The organism is Burkholderia sp. 22PA0099, from assembly GCF_047497165.1.
Classification (GTDB): Bacteria; Pseudomonadota; Gammaproteobacteria; order Burkholderiales; family Burkholderiaceae; genus Burkholderia.
In genome coordinates this window covers 3,252,122-3,273,428 of the sequence record NZ_CP163165.1, presented here as the reverse complement: position 1 = coordinate 3,273,428, position 21,307 = coordinate 3,252,122, and the positions used below count along the sequence as shown (strand labels likewise).

Genomic DNA, 21,307 nt, shown 5'->3' with positions numbered 1-21,307 from the left:
GCCCCGGATCGGATTTTTCGTTATTCAAGCCGACCGAGTTCTGTCGGCGGCTTCCCGGCCATCCCTCACGACATCGCGCACACGAAGCTGCTCGCCCGGTTCACATTGCCCCGGCCGACGTAACGCGGAAACCCCGGATAGCGGCACAGCGGCCGGGTGCGGCCGTTGGTGGCCGGCAGGATGTCGGTGGCGAGCAGCGTTTCCGGCGAGATGTCGTGCGACACCCAGCGGTCGAGCGCGCCGAGCATGTCCACCGACGGGATGAACACGCCGTTGCCGTGCTGGAAGCCGGGCGCCATGTAGAAGCGCATGAAGCTGTCGACCCGCGCCTGCCCGTAGCGCGCGACCAGCCCGTCGTAATAGGCGATCGTCTGGTTCGGGCTGATCACCTCGTCGGCCAGCCCCTGCATGGTGATCAGCTTGCCGCCGCGCGCGATGAAGCGCGACAGGTCCGGGTTCATCGCGCCGATCGTCTTCGACAGCGACACGATCCGCGCCTGGTAGCGCCCCGGGCGCATGACGTCGAACTGGAACGCGTCGAAGGCGGTGTCGCGCGTGACGAAGTAGCGGATATACGCGTCGCCCTGCGCATACAGGTAGCCGTTCTCGTGGAATTCGGGATTCGATTGCGGATGCGGCGAGTGCGCCAGCCCGAGCCCGCTCGTGAAGCGGGTGCCCTGGAACACGTTGTAGCCGCGATAGCCGCTGACGTTCCAGGCGAGCGGGTAGGGCAGGCGCAACCCGTCGCGCAGCAGTTCGAGCGTCGCGAGCTGCGCCTCGGTCAGGCAGCCGCCGCTGGCGTTCGCGCCGTGCGCCGTGGTGCCGGAACTGGCGACGATCCCGCTCGCCAGCGGCGCGGCGGATGCCGACGTGGCCGAAGCCGCTGCCGCCGCCGACGCAGGCTGCGCCGGGCAGCGCAGCGAATCGATGATCTCGGGCTCGCGGGCGCGGCACGCTTCGACATCGCTGACGATGCCGTCGGCCACGCCGTCGAGCGCATCGCACACCTGCAGCGTGCGTTCGTACACGCGCTCCAGCAGCCGGGGCGGCACGAAGCCGCCCGGCCTGCGGTATTCGGCATGGCCGAGCGCCACGCCCATCAGGCGCACGCCGGTGAAGTTCAGCGCGGGCGCGTTGGCGATCACGCCGTCGTAGTCGTCGGGGTAGCGCTGGATCACCGTGTAGGCCTCGCGCCCGCCGGTGGAGCCGCCCGCGAAGTACATCCTGTCGGGCGAGCGGCCGTAGCCGCGCACGATCAGCGCGCGCGCCACGTCGTGCACCTTCTTCAGGTGCGCGTAGCCGAAGTTGGTGACGGCCTCGTCGAGCAGGCCGAAGGTGCCTTCGCCGGGGTTGCCGATATGGCCGGAATCGTCGCCGAACGTGGCGTAGCCCTGCGCGAGCGGGGCGATGTCGGGCGAGAACGGCGTCGGGCCGGTGCCGGTCACCACCACGCCGTTGTAGCCGCCACCGCCGAATTGCAGCGCGCGGCGGTTCCAGCGCGCGGGCAGGTTCAACTCGAAGCGGATGTCGGGCGTGCCGGCCGTGGTCGCGCGGATCACGCCGGTCAGCCGGCAATAGTCGCCATCCTGGTTGCCGACGGCGGTCGCGCCGATCGGCGTGGCGGTCTGCACGATCGCGCCGTCGGTCGGCAGCCCGATACCGCTGGCGGGAATCTGCACGCCGGCCAGGTCGAGGCAATGGCGGGGCTGGGGAGGCTGAGGGGCGAGGTGCTGCGCGGCCGCGGAGGAACTGGCGACGAGTGTCGCGGCGGCGAGGGCGAGTGCGAAGACGATCCGATGAGCGGGGCGCGGGCGCGCCGGATGCTGGTTCATTGCCGCGGACACGGGTTGGTGAGGGAGCGAGGCGTCAATATGACATAGATCAGGGCCAGATTCGACCGCCCAAGGCCGGCGCTGTGGCGCGCGTGCATCGCCCGCTCGCGACCGCCTAGCGCTTCTGCCCGCGCGGCTCCAGCAGGCCGCTGGCCACTTCCACGATCTGCTGCATGGCGCGCTGCAGGTGCTCGCGCAGCAACACGGCGCCGCGCCGCGCATCGCGCGCGCGGCTCAGTTCGATCATTTCGAGGTGCTCGCTGCGGGTGTTCTCGCGGATCGGCACGTTGACCACCTGGAACCGGAAGTAGCGCTCGTTCAGGTCGTTCAGCCGGCGCAGCGTGTCGATGGCCAGGTCCAGCCCGGACGGCGCGTAGAGCGTTTCATGGAAGCGCCAGTTGAGCTGCCCCCAGGTGGTTTCGGTGGCGTGGTCCATCTCGTCGACGATCGCGCTCGCGGCGGCATACGTGGTTTCGTCGGAATGCGCCATCGCGCGCGAGAAGATCCAAGGTTCGAGCCGGATGCGGATCTCGAAGGTTTCGCGCACCTCGTCGGCCGAAATCCCGCACACATACGCGCCCTTGTGCGGAAAGATCGTCACGAAACCCTCGCCCTGCAGCCGCGTGATCGCCTCGCGCACCGGCACGCGGCTGATGCCGAGCTCGTCGGCCAGCGCCTCCTGGCGCAGCGGGTCGCCCGGCGCGAGTTCGCCCCGCAGGATCTTGCCACGGATGATTTCCACCGCCTGCTCGACGATGGTGGTACGGACCAGCTTGCCGGAAGCGGCGGGGGACGTGGCGGCGCCACGGCGATCGGAAAGGTCTTGCATACGGATGGGGGAGCCTTGAATTCAGACGAAATCATGCCATAGCACCCGGTGCTTGACAGTAAAAATCGACTACAGCATATTGGATACAATAGTCAGTGTTCGATATCCGAGGCGATCGGCGCCTGGTCGAGCGCTGTCAGTCAGCGAGGAATTCCGTCATGCGTTGGAACAGGACATTCACGGTGGTCAACTGCCACGCCGAGGGCGAGGTGGGCAACGTCGTCACGGGCGGCGTGTTCGACGTGCCGGGCGCGACCATGTTCGAGAAGATGATGTACCTGGAGGAGCACCGCGACGACATCCGCCGCATTGCGCTGTTCGAGCCGCGCGGCTCGGCCAACCAGAGCGTGAACATCATCCTGCCGGCCACCGACCCGCGCGCGCAGATGGGCTACGTGATCGCCGAATCGACCGAATACCCGGCGATGTCCGGCTCGAACACGATGTGCGTGGTCACCGTCCTGCTCGAAACCGGCATCCTGCCGATGGTCGAGCCGGTCACGGAACTGGTGCTCGAAGCGCCGGCCGGCCTGATCTCGGTGCGCTGCGAGTGCTCGGGCGGCAAGGTCACCAAGGTCGAGTTCACGAACCAGCCGGCGTTCGCCAACCATCTGGACGCGATGATCGAGGTGCCCGGCGTGGGCACGCTGAAGGTGGACGTGGGCTACGGCGGCATGACCTATGTGATCGTCGATGCCGAGGCGCTCGGCTTCGGCGTGACGCCCGACGAGGCGCGCGAATTGTGCGAGCTGGGCCAGATCATCAAGTCGTCGGCGGCCGAGCAACTGCCGTCGCCGCATCCGCTCAATCCGCTGATCAAGGGCATCACGCAGACCGAATTCGTCATGCCGCTGCGCCGCGAGAACGGCGTGCTGACCTCGCGCAACACGGTGATCGTGTCGCCGGGCCGCTGCGACCGCTCGCCGTGCGGCACCGGCACCTCGGCGCGGCTCGCGGTGATGCACGCGAAAGGGCAGATCGCGGTGGGCGAGACGTTCGTGCACGAGTCGATCATCGGCTCGCGCTTCGAGAGCCGCGTCGAATCCACCACTCTGCTCGGCGACGTGCCGGCGGTGGTGCCGGTGGTGTCGGGGCAGGCCTGGATCAGCGCGATCTCGCAGGTCGGCGTGGACCCGACCGACCGCTTCCAGACCGGCTTCACGCTGTCGGACACCTGGCTGGAGGCGGTGGACGACAAGCTGATCAAGTCCCGCAAGTAAGGTCGCAAATAAGCCTTGCTGCAACGCCGCTCGCGGCGTTGCTTCAGGCGATTTGTTCAGACGATTTGATCAGGAATACGAATGGACGGCGCGCGTTGGCGCCGGCAGTGCCCGCTTTCCCCGACAACCCGATGGCATTCACCCGCAGGACAGGACATGAAAACACTTACCCGCTTGGTTGCAGCATGTGGTCTTTTCGCGGTATCCGTGGCGGCGCTGGCCGACACCACCGTGACGCTCGGCCTGTCCGGCCCGCTGACCGGCGCGCAGGCCGGCAGCGGCAAGGATAACGAGAACGGCGCGAAGCTCGCGATCGCCGATCTGAACGCCCACGGCCTGACGGTCGGCGGCCAGAAGGTGCACCTCGTGCTCGATTCGGAGGACGACCAGGGCGATCCGAAGGTCGGCGTGCAGATCGCGCAGAAGCTGGCCGACAGCCACGCGCTCGCGATCCTCGGGCCGAACAACTCGGGCGTGGCGATTCCGGCCGCGCGCATCTATCAGTCGGCCGGCGTGGCGATCCTGCCGGTGGCGTCCAACCCGGCGCTGACGGCGCAGGGCTACAACACGGTGTTCCGGATCGGCGCGAGCGACGCGCAACTCGGCAGCTCGATGGCCGATTTCGCGCAGGACAAGCTGAAGGCCAAGAAAGTGGCCGTGATCGACGATCGCACCGCGTACGGGCAGGGCATCGCGCAGGAGTTCATCACCGAGGCGAAGCGGATCGGCCTGACGGTGGTGGCGCGCGAGTACACGAACTCGAACGCCGTCGATTTCCGCGCGATCCTGACCAAGCTCAAGGAGCAGGCGCCGGAAGCGATCTTCTACGGCGGCTACGCGGCGCAGGCCGGCCCGATGCTCAAGCAGATGCGTTCGGCCGCGGTGTCGTCGAAGCTGCTCGGCGGCGACGGCATCTGCTCGGCGGAACTGGCGCAACTGGCCGGTGACATGTCGGCCAACGCGTTCTGCGCGCAGGGCGGCTCGTCGATCGAGAAGACCCCGGCCGGGCACGCGTTCGTCGAGCGCTACAAGGCCAGCTATCACACCGAGATGCTGGTGTACGCGTCGAACTTCTACGACGGCGTGATGATGATCGCCAAGGCGATGGAGGCCACCGGCACCACCACCGATCGCGAGAAGATCCGCGCGTATCTGGCCGGCATCAGCTACGACGGCATCGCCGGGCATTACGCGTTCGATGCGAACGGCAACCTGAAGGGTGCGCCCACCACCGTCTACACGTTCCGCAACAACCAGCTCACGCCGTATTGATGGCGTAGCGGCCGAGCCCTGCCGCGACGTCACGCAATCGTCATGAAATCGCCCCGGTTCTTGACGATTTCTTGAGGACCCCAAAAATAGAATGCGACTGCGAAGACAAATCATTCTTGATGGCGGTGAGCAAGATGGCGGCAGGGGAAGCGGGAATCGAACGAGGCGCGCCCACGCGCCCGGTGCGGAAACAGTTCGGATGGCGTAGCCAATGGTTTTCGAACCGCCTGTTGATGGCGGGTGCGTGTTCCGCCGGGTGCATGGCGGCGCATGCGCAGAGCAGCGTCACGCTGTTCGGCGTGGTGACGGCGGGCGTGTCGTATACGAGCAATGCCGGCGGCAAGTCGCTCGTGCGCGAAACCAGCGGCGATCTGCAAGGCAGCCATTGGGGCTTTGTCGGCAGCGAGCCGTTGAGCGAATCGACGCGGGCGATCTTCCGGCTCGTCAACGGCTTCAACACCAGCACCGGCGCGGCCACGCAGAACAACCGCCTGTTCGGCTATGAATCGTGGGTGGGCCTGGCAGACCGGCGCGCGGGCACGCTCACGGTGGGGCGCCAATACGATTCGGTGGTCGATTTCCTCGCGCCGATCCACAAGCCGGTGGTCGACAACCTGGCCGCGCACGTGTTCGACAACGACAACCTGAATCACGGCTTTCGCGTCAACAACGCGGTGAAGTACAGCTACGGTTCGATGGACACCTGGAAGGTCAGCGCGCTGTACGGCTTCTCGAACGACGCCGGCGCGGCGGCCAACGATCGCGTGGCCAGCGTCGGCGCGGCCTGGAACCTCGGCAGCGTGCGGGTGGCCGCGGCCTGGCTGCGGCTCGACACCGATGCCGGCCCGGCCAACGCCGACGGCGCGGTCACGCTGAGCGACCGCACGTTCGTGGCGCAACGGCAGAGCATCTACGGCGCCGGCGCGCGCTGGCGAGCCGGGCGCGCCACCGTCGACGCGCTCTGGACGCATTCGCAGTTCGATCACCTGCAAACCATCAACGGCATCGGCTCGCTCGGCATCGCCACCGGCGACGCGAGCGCGCACTTCGACAACTTCGAGTTGAACGCGCAATACCGCTTCACGGCCGCCTTGAGCACCACGCTCGCGCTGACCTACACGGCCGCGCAGATCACCAGCAAGGCGCAGACGCACCGGCCGAACTGGTTCGAGCCGTCGCTGCTGGTCGACTACAACCTGTCGAAGCTGACCGACGTTTATGCCAGCGTGCTGTATCAGCATGCGCACGATGGCGGCTCCGGGCTGACGGCCGACATCAATCGGCAGCCGCTGGCCTCGGGCAACACGCAGATGGTGATCGCGGCCGGCTTGCGCGAACGGTTCTGAATCAGGCGGCGGCGCGTGCCGAGCATGTCGGCCGCTGACCTCGGGCAACACGCAGATGGTGATCGCGGCCGGCTTGCGCGAACGGTTCTGAATCAGGCGGCGGCGCGTGCCGAGCATGTCGGCCGCTGGCCTCAGGCAACACGCAGATGGTGATCACGGCCGGCTTGCGCGAACGTTTCTGAATCAGGCAGCAGCCGGCGCGTGACGCGCATAGACCAGCGCCGCCGCCGCCAGATCCTCCAGCGCCGTGCCCACCGCCTTGAACACGGTGCGCTCAGCCGCGTTCGCGCGTCCTTGCGCCTGCCCGCGGCACAGCGTTTCCAGCGTCGGCCATTGATCGGGATTCCCGATCACCTTGCGCTCGAGCGGCCCGAGCAGATCGCCCGATTTCTGGAACGCCTCGGGCGTATCGATGAACAGGCTGGCCTGCGCGAAGCAGGCGTCGTCGGCCTCGCGCATGGCCGGCGTGAAGCTGCCGATCAGGTCGAGATGCGAGCCCGGCGCGAGCCATTCGCCGCGCACCACCGGTTCGGTGGCGAGCGTGGCGCAGGTGACCACGTCGGCGCGCGCGACGCTGGCCGGCAGGTCGTCCACCACGCGCGCCGCGAAGCCCAGCGCGTTCAGGTGCGCGACGAGCCGCACCGAGGCGGCCGGCACCGCATCCCACACCTCCACTTCCTGAATCGGCAGCACCGCGCGATACGCCTCCGGTACGAGGCTGCCGACGCGCCCCGCGCCGAGCAGCGTCATGCGCGTGGCGTCCGGCCGAGCGAGATAGCCGGCCGCCAGCGCCGAGGCCGCCGCAGTGCGGCGCGAAGTGATTTCGTTGCCGTCGAGTTGCGCGAGCGGCGCGCCGGTGCGGCCGTCGTACAGCACGTATGTCGAATGCAGGCCCGGCAGGCCGAGCGCGGCATTGCCGGGGAACACGTTGACCGTCTTGATGCCCAGATAGCCGCCGTCCTGCCAGGCCGGCATGATCAGCACGGTGCCGTCGCCGCCCTCGGCGGCGATCTTGTGGTTGTGGCGCAGCGGCACGTGGCAGCCGGCCACGAACATCGCGCGCAGCGCGTCGATCAGCTCGGGGAAGGGCAGCGCATCGCGCGTGGCGGTCGAGTCGAGAATTTTCATGGTTGTGGACGTTCGGGAGTTCGGGAATTCGGGTTGGGTTTCAGGGCATCACGGGCGGGTGGTACGCGAGCGTCGGCGCGAGCACCCACAACATGAACACCACCAGCGGCACGTGCACGATCAATTGCGTGAACGTGAAGCCGACCACGTCCTTGGCGCGCAGGCCGAGCACGCCGAGCAGCGGCAGCATCCAGAACGGGTTGATCAGGTTCGGGAGCGCCTCGGCCGCGTTGTAGACGGTGACGGACCAGCCGAGGTGCACCTGCAGCGCCTTGGCCGCCTCGATCACGTAGGGGGCCTCGATGATCCACTTGCCGCCGCCTGACGGCACGAAGAAGCCGAGCACGGCCGAATACACGCCCATCACGGCCGGAAACGACGCCTGCGACGAGATCGCCACGAAGAAGTGCGCGAGATGCTCCGACAGCGGCAGCCCGCCCGGCGCGGCGGCCTTGGTCAGGATGAACGCGATGCCGCCGTACAGCGGAAACTGGATCAGCACGCCGGCCGTGGACGGCACGGCTTTCGCCACCGCGTTCAGGAAGCGGCGCGGCCGCCAGTTCAGCAGCATGCCGAGCAGGATGAACACGAAGTTGTAGGTGTTCAGGTTCGAGATCGCCAGCAGCGGGTTCTTCGTCGTGAACTCGTGGCCGATCCACACCAGGCCGAGCAGCACGATCAGGATCGTCACGAGCGGGCTGTATTCGAGCCATTCGCCGGGGCGGCTCGGCTTGTCCAGATGCGTATCGATGTCGTCGAGCGACACGCCCAGGTCCTGCGCCGTGCGCGCGCGCTCGCCGACCGGTGCGGACCACGCCGCGATCAGCAGCGAGACGATCGTCAGCGCGGCCACCATCAGCATCGATTGCGGCAGGAAGATCGTTTCGGAGAACGGAATGACGCCGGTAATGGCGAGCAGCGTTTTCGGCAGGCTGTCGGGGTTCGCCTGCAATTGCGCGGCGGCCGAGCTGAGGCCGAGCGCCCAGGTCGCGCCCATGCCGAGGTAGGCGGCCGCGCCGGCCGCGCGGTAATCCATGCGCAGGCCGGTGCGGCGCGCCAGCGCGCGGGCCAGCAGGCCGCTGAACACCAGGCTGATCGCCCAGTTGAACAGCGACGTGCCGATGCTGACGAACGCCACGAACATCACCGCGCCGCGCGCGGTGCGCGGCAGTTGCGCGAGCCGCGCGATCACCTTCGAGGCCGGCGGGGACACCGCCACCACGTAGCCGGAGATCGCCACCACGGCCATCTGCATCGTGAACGGGATCAGGCTCCAGAAGCCGTCGCCGAACGCGATGCCCACCCGCTGCGCCGGCGCGCCGACCGCCAGCGCGCCCAGCGCGACGACGATCACGGCGATCGCCGCGAAGATATACGCATCGGGAAACCAGCGTTCGGCCCAGCGCGTGACGCGCGCGGCCAGCCGTTCCAGCGTGTTGCCGTGGGCCGTGGCGGCCTCGGGCGGTGTGGCTCGTGCGAGCTTGTCCATGGTGAATTCCCCCTTGCGTGGTTTTGGCTGTGTGGTTGCGGCGGTGTGGTTATTGAGTGCTTCGGTGCTCCGGTGGCGTACTTACGCTTCCAGAACCAGATCCGACAGCGGGATCGCCTGGCAGGCGAAGCACATGTCGGGTTCGTCGGGCGCGTGCCCCGACAGGTGATCGGTGCTGCCGCGCGCCACGCGCACCGCGCAGCTTTCGCACTGGCCGACGCGGCAGCCGCTGGGCAGCGCCACGCCGAGGCCTTCGGCGAACGCCAGCAGGCTGCCGTGCGCGGGCGTCCAGCGCGCGGTGCGGTTCGAGCGCGCGAACGTGATCGTGAAGCTCTGCGAAGCATCGCCGTGCGGCATGGCCGGCGAGCGGAACGCTTCCTTGAAGATGTCGAACGCGGGCACGCCGCGTGCGGTGAGGCCGTCGATGATCGCGCGCATCATCGGCTCGGGGCCGCACAGGTAGAAGCGCGCGCGGCGCTCGATCAGCGCGGCGTCCACCACGCCGGCATCGAGATAGCCGGTGCGCTGGTAGTCGAGGCCGGCGATGTCGATGACGGGCCGAGGATGCGCATAGCAATCGATCACGCGCAGCGTGGGCAGCGCCTCGCGCAGCGCGTCGATGCGCTGCCGGAACGCATGCGCCGCGCCGTGGCGGTTCGCATAGAACAGCCACACCTCGGGCAGGGCGCGCCGCGCGCCGGCCTGCGCCAGCGATTCCAGATACGACACGAACGGCGTGATGCCGATGCCGCCGGCGAACAGCACCACCGGCTGGCGCGAATGCAGCGGCAGGACGAACGTGCCGCCGGGCGCGCGCAACTGCACGGCGTCGCCCACGGCGAGCGCGCGATGAATGTGGCTCGACATCGCGCCGTGTTCCTGGTGGCGCACCGAGATCGTGTAGCTGCGGCGGCCCGCCTGTTGCGCCGCGCCGACCAGCGAATAGGCGCGCGTCGTGCCGCGCTCGCCGAGCCCGGCGACATGCACGGTGACGTGCTGCCCCGGCCGGTAGTCGGGCAGCGGGCCGCCGTCGCGCGCGGCGAACGTCACGGTGCGCACGCCTTCGGCTTCGTCGTGCAGGTGCGTCACCACGAAATCGCGCCAGCCGTCCCACGCGCGGCGCTCGCGCTCGAACGCCGGATCGGCTTGCAGGTCGCAGGCCAGCGCGCGCATCGGCATCGAGCCGGACAGCGGATCGTATTGCCGGCCCGACACCAGGTTGCTGAAGTTGCTGTTGAGCGGGCCGCGCGCGTCGAAGCCCGCGTGGCCGAGTTCGTCGCAGGCCTGCCACCAGCCGTATTCGGCGATCAGCACGTCGTCGGCCAGCGCCGGCTCCACGCGCGCGACGAAACGCGCGGCGCCGTGCTCGGTGCGCAACACCACCCAGTCGTCGTTGACGATGCCCTTGCGCGCGGCCAGCGTGCCGCTGATCTCGACCAGCGGATAGGGCGCGCGCTTGCGCAGGCGCGTCACGCCGCGATGCTGGCTGTGGCAGTAATAGCCGTTCTTGGTCGAGGTCAGCACGTACGGGTAGGCCTCGCGATCCAGGCGGGCCTCGGCGGCGAGGCCGGCCGGCGGCACGTAGGCCGGCACGGGCGGGTAGCCGTGGCGCAGCAGCTTCTCCGAATACAGCTCCACGCGCAGCGTTTCGGTGCGAAAGCCGCGCGGCCCGTCGGCGCCCGGCTGCGCGTATTGCCGCTCGCGCTGCGCGAGCGGGCGCGCGATGCCTTCGGGGTGCGCGCGCAGCGTGGCCACGTCGAGGCCGAGCGGCGCGAGCATGTGGTTCCAGCCGGCCTCGATGCTGCCGCCGAAGAACGCTTCGCCCATGCCGAGCCGCGTGGCCAGCGCGAACACGATGTCGTAGTCGGCGCGGCTTTCGCCGCGCGGCGCGACCATGCGCTGGCGCAGTTGCACCAGTTCCACCGCGCGCTCGTCGATCTCGAAACCGATCCGCAGCCCCTCGCGTTCCCACGGCGTGTTGATCGGCAGGAAGATGTCGGCGTAGCGCGACGACGGCGTTTCGTACAGATCGCAGTGCACATGAAATTCGAGCCGACTCAGCGCCGCGTGGGCCGTTTGCGCGTCGGGCTGCGACACCAGCAGGTTGGTGCCGAACGCGAACAGCGCGCGCACCTTGTACGGCTCGCCGTCGAGCATTGCGCGGTACATGTCGCGCGCGGTCACCCAGCCCTGCGCGGGCGGGCCGAGCGGACGCTCGTCGAGGCCCAGCGCCTTGGCGCGCTGTTGCGGCGGGCACAGCGCATAGGTGCTCACTGCATTCGACGGTTGCTTGACGTACTCGCGGTTCGCGCCGCGCCGGTCGAACGCGCCGGTCAGCGCATAGAGCGTGGCGATGGCGCGCTCGGTCTGCGTCGCGTTGGTGTGCTGGCCCACGCCCGACCACGCGTGATAGGCGATGCGGGCGCCCGGCGCGAGCAGCGCGGCGGCGCGTTCGAGCGCGTCCGGCGGCACGCCGGTGATGGCCTCGACATGCTCGGGCGTGAACGCGTCGAGCGCGCGCGCATAGCAGGCGAAGGCCGGCTCGCACGGGATCGACGCCACCGCGTAGGTGCCGTCGAGCGCGAAATCGGCCGGCGTGGTGCCGGCTTCCTCGCCGAGCGCTTCGGCGCGGCCTTGCCTGGCGTTCCAGATCACATGGCGGTTGTCCGCCGCGTGCGGATCGAGATCGCGCTCGCGCAGGAACCGGCCGGTGTCGCGGCGCACCAGCAGCGGCGCGTTGGTCCAGGTGCGCACGAACGCGTCGTCGTAGGCGCCGCTGGCGATCAAGTGCCGCGCGATGCCCATCGCCAGCGCCGCGTCGGTGCCGGGTTGCACGCGCAGCCACACGTCGGCCTCGCGGGCCAGCGCGGTCGGGCGCGGGTCGACCACGATCAGCTTCGCGCCGTTGCGGCGGCCCGCGGCGATCGCGTCGGCCTGCGCGAGCCAGGTATTGGCCGGGTTGGTGCCCCACAGCAGGATCACCTCCGCGTGCCGGTAATCGGCGGTGGGCATGCCGCAGCCGAACGTGAACGCGTGCGCCACGTCCTTGTGCCAGTTGCAGATTTCCGTCGCGTAGCAGATATTCGGGCTGCCGTACGACCAGATGAAGCGCTCGACCCAGTCGATGCTGTCGCTCATCGGCGTGCCGCTCGGCGTGGTCACGCCGAACGCCACCGATTCCGCGCCGTGCTCGCGGCGCAGGCTGCCGAGCCTGTCGGCGATCGCGTCGAGCGCCTCGTCCCAGCCGATCCGCACCCAGCCGGGGTCGGCCGCATCCTTCGGGGCGGTGCGGCGCATCGGATGCAGCACGCGGTGCGGGCTGTGCACCAGTTCCGGCGCGGATTTGCCTTTCAGGCACATCGCGTGGCCGGTGGGGTGCTCGCGGTCGGGGCGAACTTCGGTCAACTGATCGCCGCGCACGACGTTGATCGTGCCGCAGCGCGACCGGCAGAGCGTGCAGTAGCCCTTCTTTTCCTGCGTGGGAGGTGCGGTATCGGGTTCCATGCGACGATCCTACGAAACCACAAACGCCGCCAAATTCATCTTTTTGATCCGGCAATATCGATTTTTTTAATATCTCGACGCCGGGAGCGCACCATGCCGAGACAGATCACGCTGCGCCAGATCGACTACTTCGTATCGGTGGCCGATACCGGGCAGATCTCGCAATCGTCGAATCTGTGCAACGTCTCGCAGTCGTCGATGACGATCGCCCTGCAGAACCTGGAGGACGCGGTGGGCGTGCCGCTGCTGTCGCGCCACGCCAAGGGCGTGCGCCTGACCGACGCCGGCATGCGCTTCCTGCGCCACGTGCAGCAGGCCCGCCAGTCGGTCGACGAAGCCGTGGTGGCGGCGCAGGAGGAACCGGGGCAGATCGCCGGCCTGGCGCGGATCGGCATGACGGAAACCATTTCTGCCTATCTATTGCCGGCCATCATGTCGGTCGTCACGCGCCGGTTCCGCAACCTCCAGGTGGAGGTGGTCGAACGCGACCGCGAGACCATCGAACAGCAATTAATCGAAGGAGAACTGGACGCGGCGCTGTTGCTGGTGTCGAATACGGCTCTCCACGACGATTTGAAGGGCGAGACGATGATCCGCTCGCCGCGCCGCCTGTGGACGCCGCCCGATCACCCGCTGCTCGAAGCGCAGCGCGTCACGCTCGAAGATGTCGCCCAAGAGAATTTCCTGCTGCTCGACATGGACGAGCACGTCCAGACGGTTGCCCGTTATTGGGGCAAGTTCGGCGTCGCGCCGCGCGTGCGCATGCAGAGCAAGTCGATCGAGGCCGTGCGCAGCCTGGTGGCGCTCGGCGAGGGCGTGACGATCCTGTCGGACCTGGTCTACCGGCCGTGGTCGCTGGAAGGCAGCCGCATCAGCCGGCGCGACCTGAGCGTCGAGGTGCCGACCATGGATGTCGGCGCGGTGTGGCGTCGCGACGCGGTGCCGAGCCGCCAGGTGCGGGTGCTGCTGGATCTGTTCCGCTCGTGGAAACGAACCGGCCCATAGGCTTGTGCGGATGGCCGCCGGGCCGGGCAGGGTGCATCATGTCGGTCTGTGTACCGGTATCGAACGATTGAATTGACGAAAGATGAAGAAAGCAAAACCCAAACTGACTCGCCAGGATGCCGAACGCCTTTTTGCCGGGCTGCCGGGCGCCGGCCTGAGCACCGGCACCGGCACGCGTTCGGCGAGCAAGCCGGTCAACCCGTTTGGCCCGAGCCCGATGTCCACCAACCCGCTCGCGCCGGTTCAGCGGCCTGACGACGAAAGCCGCCTCTGGAAAGACAACCTGATCACGCTGCCGATCGCGATCGAATTGCCGGCCGGCTATACGTCGGTGTCGCAGGTGCATGCCGCGATCGTGCGTGCCTGGCGCGTGCGGTGGGTGCGCGAGGCCGGCCATGAGGTGGTGGCCGAGTTCCCCGAGGGCTGGAAAGCCGTGCGCCCGCCCTCCGGCCCGATCGAGCTGCGCGATGCGTCGAACGCCGTGCGCGCCGTGTACGGCTGGTCCGAGGATGCCGAGGTACGCATTTTCACGCGCTACCAGGTCGAAACCCAATCGAACAGTTCGAGCGGCATGGGCAGCCTGCTGATTCGCGACCGCGCGACCGGCAAGATCCTCGAACGCTCGTCGATCTGGTCGGCCATGACCGGCAACCGGCACCCCGAGTGGCAGCGCCTGTCGGGCTGGCTCGCCGAGCATTTCCCGCAACACCGCGATCCGTTCCGCTACTGGGACGATTGCGAAGCCGGCGCGGCCGAGAGCGCCCAGCCGGCCTGATCCGCACCGGCATCGCCGGAATCCGCACGACCCCGACCCGCGAGGCGCGACCGGCCCGCGGTTTTTTGTTGTCGATTGTCAGGCTGCGGAGTGATGCGCCTGGTCGATCCGCTTGTGTGCCCCCGGTAATTACGCTGTAATAGCGCGCATTCCGTTTTGTGCCGCGATTCAGCGTCACAGGATTATCAGAAAATCAAACGAATCTCATGCGTCCGGAACCGGCCTGTTGCCGGGCACATGAAATTTCGATGAAAAACGCGGCGCGTTCAATCCAATACGCATTGCCGCCCGGGGGTAGTCCGGAATCTGCTCGCCCATACGGGACGGGCTCTCCCGCGCGCGTTGGGCCGATATTGGTTCGAAGCGCCGCGTCGTTCGCTGCCATTGAAGCAGCCTGGAACCTGGAGAGAACCGATGTCGAAGCTTGCCAATCAATTCCGTAACAAGCGCGAGAAGCCGTATCACTGGGCGATGCTGATCTGCGGCGTGTTGTTGTGGTTCGCCATTTACGTATCCGTCGTCGCGGCGATGGACAGTCCGAAACACCGGCCCTTCGCGGTGATGTTCGTGCAATACGCGATCATGTTCGGCATTTTCCATTGGCTGGCCGGCGCCGCGTATCGCGCCACCGCCTACGGCAACATGGTGCTGATCGGCCCGAAGCAGTTTCCGCGCTTGCACGCGATGGTGGTGGAGGCCTCGGAGGCGATCGGCCTGGCCGTGCCGCCCGAAACCTTCATCTACAACTCGAACGGCGTGTTCAATGCGTTCGCGCGGCGGCTGTTCGGCGGCGGGCGGTATGTGTTCCTGACGTCGGCGCTGGTGGAGGCGAACGACGACGCCCAGGTGCGTTTCGTGATCGGCCATGAAATCGGCCATCACGCGGCCGGCCACCTGAACCCGTGGCTCAACATGATCAAGCTGCCGGCCCACGCGGTGCCGTTTCTCGGCAAGGCCTATTCGCGCTCGCGCGAATATACGTGCGACCGGATCGGCACCTATCTGGCGAAGGATGCCGCTTCCTCGCGCAGCGCGTTGCAGATGCTCGGCTGCGGCTGCCGCCGCCTGAACGCCGAGATGGATTGCGAGGCGTTCATCGCGCAGGAGCGGATGGTGCCGCCGATATTCGGCTTCCTGACCGAAATCAACCGTTCGCATCCGCGCCTGACGCGCCGCGTCGCCGCCATCAACGCCGATGTCGCCGGGCGCGGCTATGCCGCCGCGTCACAGCAAACGCGAGCGCAGGCCGGGTTCGATCGCGAGCCGTCGCTGCACGCCGGCCTCGACTGAGCCACGCCCGCCGCCCGCGCTACCGCGCCACGCGGTAGCGCGCACCCACATGCGGCGCGCTCAGGCGCGCCGAACCGCCCAGCAGCTTTTCGCGCAGCGTGCCCGCTTCGTAGCGCGTCTTGTAGGCGCCGCGCCGCTGCAATTCGGGCACCAGCCAGCGAACCACATCCTCGAACGTGCGCGGCGACTCGACCCAGGCCAGGTTGAAACCGTCGATGTCCGCTTCCTCGGCCAGCGCCTGCAGTTCGTCGGCCACCTGCGCCGCATCGCCCACCACCACCGCGCCGCGCCCGCCGATCGCGACGAACTCCACGGCGTCGCGCACGGTCCAGACCTTCTCCGGGTCGAGCTTGCTGAACGACGCCAGCGCCGATTGGCCCGCATCGGTATCGACATAGGCCAGCGTATCGTCGGGGCGGTAGCGCGACAGATCGATGCCGGTCCAGCCCGACAGCAGCGCCAGCGCGCCTTCGTGATCGGCGCGGGCGCGATAGGCGGCGTAGCGTGCCTGCGCCAGCTCGGCGGTTTCGTCGACGATGACCGTCAGCATGGCGAACAATTTCGCGCTGTCGGGCGCGCGGCCGGCATCGACCAGCGCCTGCCGGGCCGCTCGCGCGGAGGCCTGCAGGCCCTTGCGGGTGGGCGCGCCCAGAAAGATGCATTCGGCGTGCTCGGCCGCGAAGCGCGTGCCGCGCGCCGAGCCGCCGGCCTGGAACAGCAGCGGCGTGCGTTGCGGCGACGGCTCGCACTGGAACACGCCCTCGCTGCGGAAATGCGGGCCGTCGTGGCGGATCGCATGAATGCGCGTCGGGTCCGCATACACGCCGCGCTCGCGATCGCGTTGCACCGCGCCGTCTTCCCAACTGCCTTCCCAGAGCTGGTAGCACACCGACATGAACTCGTCGGCGCGCTCGTAGCGCGCGTCGTGCGCGCGCAGCGCGTCCTGGCCGAGATTGCGCGCCCCGCTTTGCAGATACGACGTAACGATGTTCCAGGCCACCCGGCCGCGGCTCAAATGGTCGAGCGTGGTGAAGCGGCGCGCGAGCAGGTACGGCGATTCGTAGGCCACCGATACCGTCAGACCGAAGCCGAGGTGTTCGGTGGCGTGCGCGAGCAGCGGGATCAGCACGGCCGGATCGTTCATCGGCACCTGCGCGGCCGAGCGCAGCGCGGCCTGCGGGCCGTCGCCGAACACGTCGTACACGCCGATCACGTCGCCGAGGAACAGGCCGTCGAACAGGCCCGCTTCGAGCGTCTTGGCGATGTTCACCCAATACGCGGTGTCGAGATAGCCGAACGAGGCGTCGGCCTCGGCGGTCCATTGCCCCGGCGCGAGATGCGCCACGCAGTTCATCATGAAGGCGTTGAAGCGGAGTTGACGTGGCATCGCGGAAAGCGCCCGTGGCTGGCTGGAAAACCAGCGATTCTAGGCGGCGGGGCGCGCGGCCGACATTGCCGGATCGGCATATCGTTATCGCCACTAAACTGCAAAGCAAAGCAGAAATTATCGTTAGGTTGACGAAGGTTTCGATGCTTTACTGGCCGGCTTTTCCTGTCTCCTGCCGCCCGGCCGAATCATGTCGACTCCCTCCGCAACATCGCGCAGCCCGAAGGCGGGCGCCGCGCGCGTCGGCTTTGCCGCGTTCATCGGCACCACCATCGAGTGGTACGACTTCTATATCTACAGCACCGCGTCGGCGCTGATCTTCAGTCATGCGTTCTTTCCGCCCAGCACCAATGCGCTGGCGGGCATCCTCGGCGCGTTCGCGGCCTACGGCGTGGGCTTTTTCGCGCGGCCGGTGGGCGCGGTGATCGCCGGCCACTTCGGCGACCGCATCGGCCGCAAGCGCGTGCTGGTGTTCTCGCTGGTGCTGATGGGCGTGGCCACGGTGCTGACCGGGCTGCTGCCGACCTACGCCACGGCGGGCCTGCTGGCCACCGTGCTGCTGGTCGCGCTGCGGCTGCTGCAAGGCATCGCCACCGGTGCGGAGTGGGGCGGGGCGTCGCTGCTGTCGGTCGAACATGCCAGCGCGCGCACGCGCGGGCTGCTCGGCTCGTTCACGCAGGTCGGTTCGGCCGCCGGCATGTTGCTGGCGTCGGGCACGTTCCTGGGCGTGCGCGCGTGGCTCGCGCCCGAGGCGTTCTCCGACTGGGGCTGGCGCCTGCCGTTCCTGTTCAGCGTGGTGCTGGTGGCGGTGGGGATCTTCGTGCGCACGCGCATTCGCGAGCCGGAGCCGTTTCTCGCCGCGCAGGCCGAAGGCCGGCTCAAGCGCCTGCCGGTGGCGGAAGTGTTTCGCCATCACCGCCGCGCGCTGCTGGTCACGATCGGCCTGCGGCTGCTGCAGCCGGCCATGTACGCGATCGTCACCACCTATGCGATCAGCTATCTGAACCTCAAGCGCAACGGCGCCTCGTATGCGCTCGGCGCGGTGATCGTGGGCTCGGCGGTGGCGATCGTCGCCACGCCGCTGTGGGCCGCGCTGTCGGACCGGGTCGGCCGCCGCCGGCCCGCGATCTGGGCCGTGGTGGGCATTTCGCTGCTGGTCTGGCCGTTCTTCTGGTTCCTCGATCACGGCGACCTGCGCTATCTGCCGCTGGTGTTCGCGATCGAACTGGCCGTGTTCGACGCCGCGATCTACGCACCGGGCGCGGCCTGGTTCGCGGAACAGTTTCCGGTGGAGGTGCGCTACAGCGGCATTTCGCTCGGCTACCAGATCGGCACGCTGATCTCGGGCGGCCTGACGCCGTTCGTGGCGGCGGCGCTGCTCGCGGTGGGCGGCGGCTCGCCGTGGCTGATTTGCGCCTATATTTCAGCGTTGGGCGCGCTGAGTTTGATCGCGGTGCTGGCCGCGGCGGACCCGGCCCGGCGCGCGGCGGGTGGTGGTGCGGGTAGTGACGCAGCGCCGGTTCGCGGCGAGGCCACGCTGGCCGGCCCGCGCTGATTCCCCTTTCCAACAGGACTTGTTGATCATGAGCGGTTCACGCCTGCATGACGAAGAAGCGCGGATTCTCGGCGCGCTCGAACGGCAGCACGCCGGCCCGAAGGCGTTTCGCGCGATGTCGGCGCCGGTGTGGCGCGCGGGGCAACTGTCGGAGAAGGACAAGCATCTGGTGGCCGTCGCGATCGCGCAGGTCACGCGCTGCGCGTTCTGCATCGAGCATCACGCGGCGCTCGCGCGCCGTTGCGGCGCGAACGAGCAGGAAGCGCTGGCGGTCAGCTACCTGAGCGCCGCGCTCGAATCGCTGGGCGACGCGGCCGTGTCGCTCGATGGCGGCCAACTCGCGATCGCCGACGAAGCGGCGCTGCGCGGCAGCGACATCGCCCGCGCGCGGCTGCGTTTCGCGCAGGCCGTGTTCGATACCGAAGACTTGACGCCGGGGCTGGTATGGGTGGCCGCTGCCGCCGCGGCCTACACGCAATCGAACGAGGCGCGCCGGCAGGTTTTCCACGACGCCGCGCTGGCCACGCCCGGCAATGCAGCAGCGCTCGACGAGGCCTATGCGATCGCCGTCGTGCTGCGCGCGGGCGCGGTGTACGCGCACACGCTGCACGTGGTGGACGCGTTCCGCGAGCCGGGCGCGGCCTGACGCTGATGCCGGCACCGCCCGGCGGCGCTCAATACGCCACGCGCATGCTGCGCGTGCGCGTGCGCCGGATCAGGTCGAGAAACGCGAGCAGGATCGGCGAGTTTTCCTGCTTGCGGTACAGGCAGCTCAATTCGATGTCGCGCAACTGGCTCGACTGCAACGGCCGATAGACCACGCCGGGCAGGCGCAGGTTGGCCGCCGATTCGGTCGTCACGCACACGCCGAAGCGGCTCGACACGAACGCGATGCACGTCACCACGTCCTCCACTTCCTGCTCGACGCGCAGCGCGACGCCCTCGGCGCGAAACGCCGCCGCCACCTCTTGCGCGAGGCCGTGCACGGGTGCGTTCGGATAGAGGATCATCGGTTCGCCATCGAGGTCGCGCAGCGTGATGCGCTTTTTCGCGCACAGCGGATGGCCTTCGTACAGCGCCACCAGGAATTTCTCGCGCTGCACCCAATCCACGCCGATATCGGGTTCGTCGGGCACCAGCCGGTTGAAGCCGATCGTGATGCGCCGCTCGCGCAGCGCGGCGATCTGCTCGGCTTTCGACAGGTTGCGGATGCTGATCTTCACGTTCGGCCGCTCGGCATGGAATTCGGCGAGCAGGCGCGGAATGACGTTGAGGATGCCTGAACTGAAGATGCCCACGTCGAGGCTGCCCACGTAGCCCTGGCCGGCCAGCCGCGTGCGCTCCTCGGCGCGGCGCGACAGCGACAGGATGTTCGGCACCTCGGCCAGCAGCGCGTGGCCGGCCTCGGTCAGCTCCGCGCCCTTGGTGGTGCGAACGAACAGCGGTGCGCCGATTTCCTCCTCCAGCGCGCGAATGTGCCGCGTCAGCGGCGGCTGCGCCATATGCAGCTTCTCGGCGGCCCGGCTGAAATTCAGCTCCTCGGCGAGCGCCAGAAAGTAGCGCATCTGCTTGATTTCCATCCCGCCTCCTTGCGCGCGGCCGATACCGTTGCGGTATCGCTTTGCCGTTTTGCCGTATTGAAACGCAAGATCGGGGCGGCGGCAAGCCGGCTGCGCCGAGCGGCTTCCGTATACGATGAGCGCCATGCCGCCCACCCGCGCCGGGGCGCTTGCGCCCCCGGTTTTCCTTCCCCGAGCTTGCCTGCCCGACACGATGAACCTGTTCGACGAACCGAAAATCGATTGCCATAACCACGTCTTCGATCCACAGCGCTTCCCGTATTCGCCCACCACGCCGTACCAGCCGAGCCAGCAGGAGATCGGCACCGCCGCGCAGTTCACGCGCGTGCTCGATGCATGCGGCGTGCGCCACGCGCTGCTGGTCGGCCCGACCAGCGGCTACCGCACCGACAACCGCTGCATGCTCGACGCGATTGCGCACGGCGGCGGCCGCTTCAAGGGCGTGGCGGTGGTGGAGAACGACATCGCGCCTGGCGCGCTGCTCGCGCTGCGTGATGCGGGGGTAGTGGGCGTGGCGTTCAACCCGGCACTCGAAGGGCTGGGGGTGTTCGACGATGCCGGCGCGCTGTTCGCGATGCTGGCCGATCACGGTTTGTTCGCGCAGATCCAGGTGGCCGGCGATCAGTTGCCGCACCTGCTGCCGCTGATCGAATCGACGCGCGCACGCGTGCTGATCGATCACTGCGGCCGACCGGAGGTGGCGCACGGCGTCGGCCAGCCGGCGTTCCAGGCCTTGCTGCGGCTTGCGCAAACAGGCCGCGTGACCGTGAAATTGTCAGGGATGCAGAAGTTTTCGCAGCGTTCGCATCCGTATCAGGATGCGCACGCGTACCTGTTCGCGCTGCTCGACGCATTCGGCCCGGAACAGTGCGTGTGGGGTTCGGACTGGCCGTTCCTGCGCGCGCCCGAGCGGATGGACTACGCGCCGCTGCTGGCGCTGTTCGGCGAACTGGTGCCGGATGCGGCCGTGCGCCGCCGGATTCTGTGGGACACGCCGCGCCGGCTGTTCGGCTTCGGGGAATAAGGCCATACCAATCCGGTATCGGTTTTTCAAAAATCGGTATTGGACGGTATCCGCGCCCACCACGCATCATG

The 21,307-nt window shown here is 68.2% G+C and carries 16 protein-coding genes; 9 read left to right on the top strand and 7 right to left on the bottom strand.

Translation table 11 applies throughout. The annotated features are described in order from the left end of the window. Positions 1–65: 65 nt before the first annotated feature. On the bottom strand, positions 66–1,832 hold the full coding sequence (locus AB4851_RS29945) for a tannase/feruloyl esterase family alpha/beta hydrolase (RefSeq protein WP_414449982.1): 1,767 nt from the start codon (positions 1,830–1,832) through the stop codon (positions 66–68). Between the two features lie 115 nt (positions 1,833–1,947). Continuing rightward, the gene (locus AB4851_RS29940) at positions 1,948–2,661 is read right to left on the bottom strand and encodes a GntR family transcriptional regulator (RefSeq protein WP_414444432.1); all 714 of its coding nucleotides are present in this window, start codon (positions 2,659–2,661) and stop codon (positions 1,948–1,950) included. A 158-nt stretch (positions 2,662–2,819) separates the two neighbouring features. On the opposite strand from AB4851_RS29940, the gene AB4851_RS29935 reads away from it, so the two are divergent. The 3 genes from AB4851_RS29935 to AB4851_RS29925 all read left to right on the top strand — a co-directional run bounded on the left by AB4851_RS29935 (position 2,820) and on the right by AB4851_RS29925 (position 6,499). Continuing rightward, a complete protein-coding gene (locus tag AB4851_RS29935; RefSeq protein WP_414449981.1) occupies positions 2,820–3,881 on the top strand; it encodes a proline racemase family protein in 1,062 nt (353 codons plus the stop codon). Positions 3,882–4,037: 156 nt separating this feature from the next. After that, the gene (locus AB4851_RS29930; protein ID WP_414449980.1) at positions 4,038–5,153 is read left to right on the top strand and encodes a branched-chain amino acid ABC transporter substrate-binding protein; all 1,116 of its coding nucleotides are present in this window, start codon (positions 4,038–4,040) and stop codon (positions 5,151–5,153) included. Between the two features lie 119 nt (positions 5,154–5,272). Beyond that, complete coding sequence (locus tag AB4851_RS29925) at positions 5,273–6,499, top strand: porin (protein ID WP_414449979.1); 1,227 nt, start codon at positions 5,273–5,275, stop codon at positions 6,497–6,499. 183 nt (positions 6,500–6,682) lie between these two features. On the opposite strand, the gene AB4851_RS29920 is transcribed toward AB4851_RS29925, so the two are convergent. The 3 genes from AB4851_RS29920 to AB4851_RS29910 form a co-directional block, all read right to left on the bottom strand. Continuing rightward, the gene (locus tag AB4851_RS29920; RefSeq protein WP_414449978.1) at positions 6,683–7,627 is read right to left on the bottom strand and encodes an ornithine cyclodeaminase family protein; all 945 of its coding nucleotides are present in this window, start codon (positions 7,625–7,627) and stop codon (positions 6,683–6,685) included. A gap of 40 nt (positions 7,628–7,667) precedes the next feature. Then, positions 7,668–9,116: a short-chain fatty acid transporter gene (locus AB4851_RS29915; RefSeq protein ID WP_414449977.1), complete on the bottom strand. Its 1,449-nt coding sequence runs from the start codon at positions 9,114–9,116 to the stop codon at positions 7,668–7,670. Between the two features lie 81 nt (positions 9,117–9,197). After that, positions 9,198–12,620 (bottom strand): molybdopterin-dependent oxidoreductase, encoded by a 3,423-nt coding sequence (locus AB4851_RS29910; RefSeq protein ID WP_414449976.1) that lies wholly within the window; start codon positions 12,618–12,620, stop codon positions 9,198–9,200. A gap of 93 nt (positions 12,621–12,713) precedes the next feature. Between AB4851_RS29910 and AB4851_RS29905 the strand changes: the two genes are divergently transcribed. The 3 genes from AB4851_RS29905 to AB4851_RS29895 all read left to right on the top strand — a co-directional run bounded on the left by AB4851_RS29905 (position 12,714) and on the right by AB4851_RS29895 (position 15,690). Further along, positions 12,714–13,625 carry a LysR family transcriptional regulator gene (locus AB4851_RS29905; protein WP_414444439.1) on the top strand — a complete coding sequence of 304 codons (912 nt, stop codon included), beginning with the start codon at positions 12,714–12,716 and terminating at the stop codon, positions 13,623–13,625. Positions 13,626–13,707: 82 nt separating this feature from the next. Beyond that, positions 13,708–14,400 carry a hypothetical protein gene (locus AB4851_RS29900; protein ID WP_414449975.1) on the top strand — a complete coding sequence of 231 codons (693 nt, stop codon included), beginning with the start codon at positions 13,708–13,710 and terminating at the stop codon, positions 14,398–14,400. A gap of 414 nt (positions 14,401–14,814) precedes the next feature. After that, complete coding sequence (locus tag AB4851_RS29895) at positions 14,815–15,690, top strand: M48 family metallopeptidase (protein ID WP_414449974.1); 876 nt, start codon at positions 14,815–14,817, stop codon at positions 15,688–15,690. 19 nt (positions 15,691–15,709) lie between these two features. On the opposite strand, the gene AB4851_RS29890 is transcribed toward AB4851_RS29895, so the two are convergent. Beyond that, the gene (locus AB4851_RS29890) at positions 15,710–17,077 is read right to left on the bottom strand and encodes an LLM class flavin-dependent oxidoreductase (RefSeq protein WP_414449973.1); all 1,368 of its coding nucleotides are present in this window, start codon (positions 17,075–17,077) and stop codon (positions 15,710–15,712) included. Positions 17,078–17,267: 190 nt separating this feature from the next. Between AB4851_RS29890 and AB4851_RS29885 the strand changes: the two genes are divergently transcribed. Further along, positions 17,268–18,632 carry an MFS transporter gene (locus AB4851_RS29885; protein WP_414449972.1) on the top strand — a complete coding sequence of 455 codons (1,365 nt, stop codon included), beginning with the start codon at positions 17,268–17,270 and terminating at the stop codon, positions 18,630–18,632. 28 nt (positions 18,633–18,660) lie between these two features. Beyond that, complete coding sequence (locus AB4851_RS29880; protein ID WP_414449971.1) at positions 18,661–19,278, top strand: carboxymuconolactone decarboxylase family protein; 618 nt, start codon at positions 18,661–18,663, stop codon at positions 19,276–19,278. 28 nt (positions 19,279–19,306) lie between these two features. Here the strand turns inward: AB4851_RS29880 and AB4851_RS29875 are convergent, their stop codons facing one another. Further along, positions 19,307–20,212: a LysR family transcriptional regulator gene (locus AB4851_RS29875; RefSeq protein WP_414449970.1), complete on the bottom strand. Its 906-nt coding sequence runs from the start codon at positions 20,210–20,212 to the stop codon at positions 19,307–19,309. Between the two features lie 193 nt (positions 20,213–20,405). Between AB4851_RS29875 and AB4851_RS29870 the strand changes: the two genes are divergently transcribed. Beyond that, complete coding sequence (locus tag AB4851_RS29870; protein ID WP_414449969.1) at positions 20,406–21,236, top strand: amidohydrolase family protein; 831 nt, start codon at positions 20,406–20,408, stop codon at positions 21,234–21,236. The last annotated feature ends 71 nt before the right edge of the window (positions 21,237–21,307 follow it).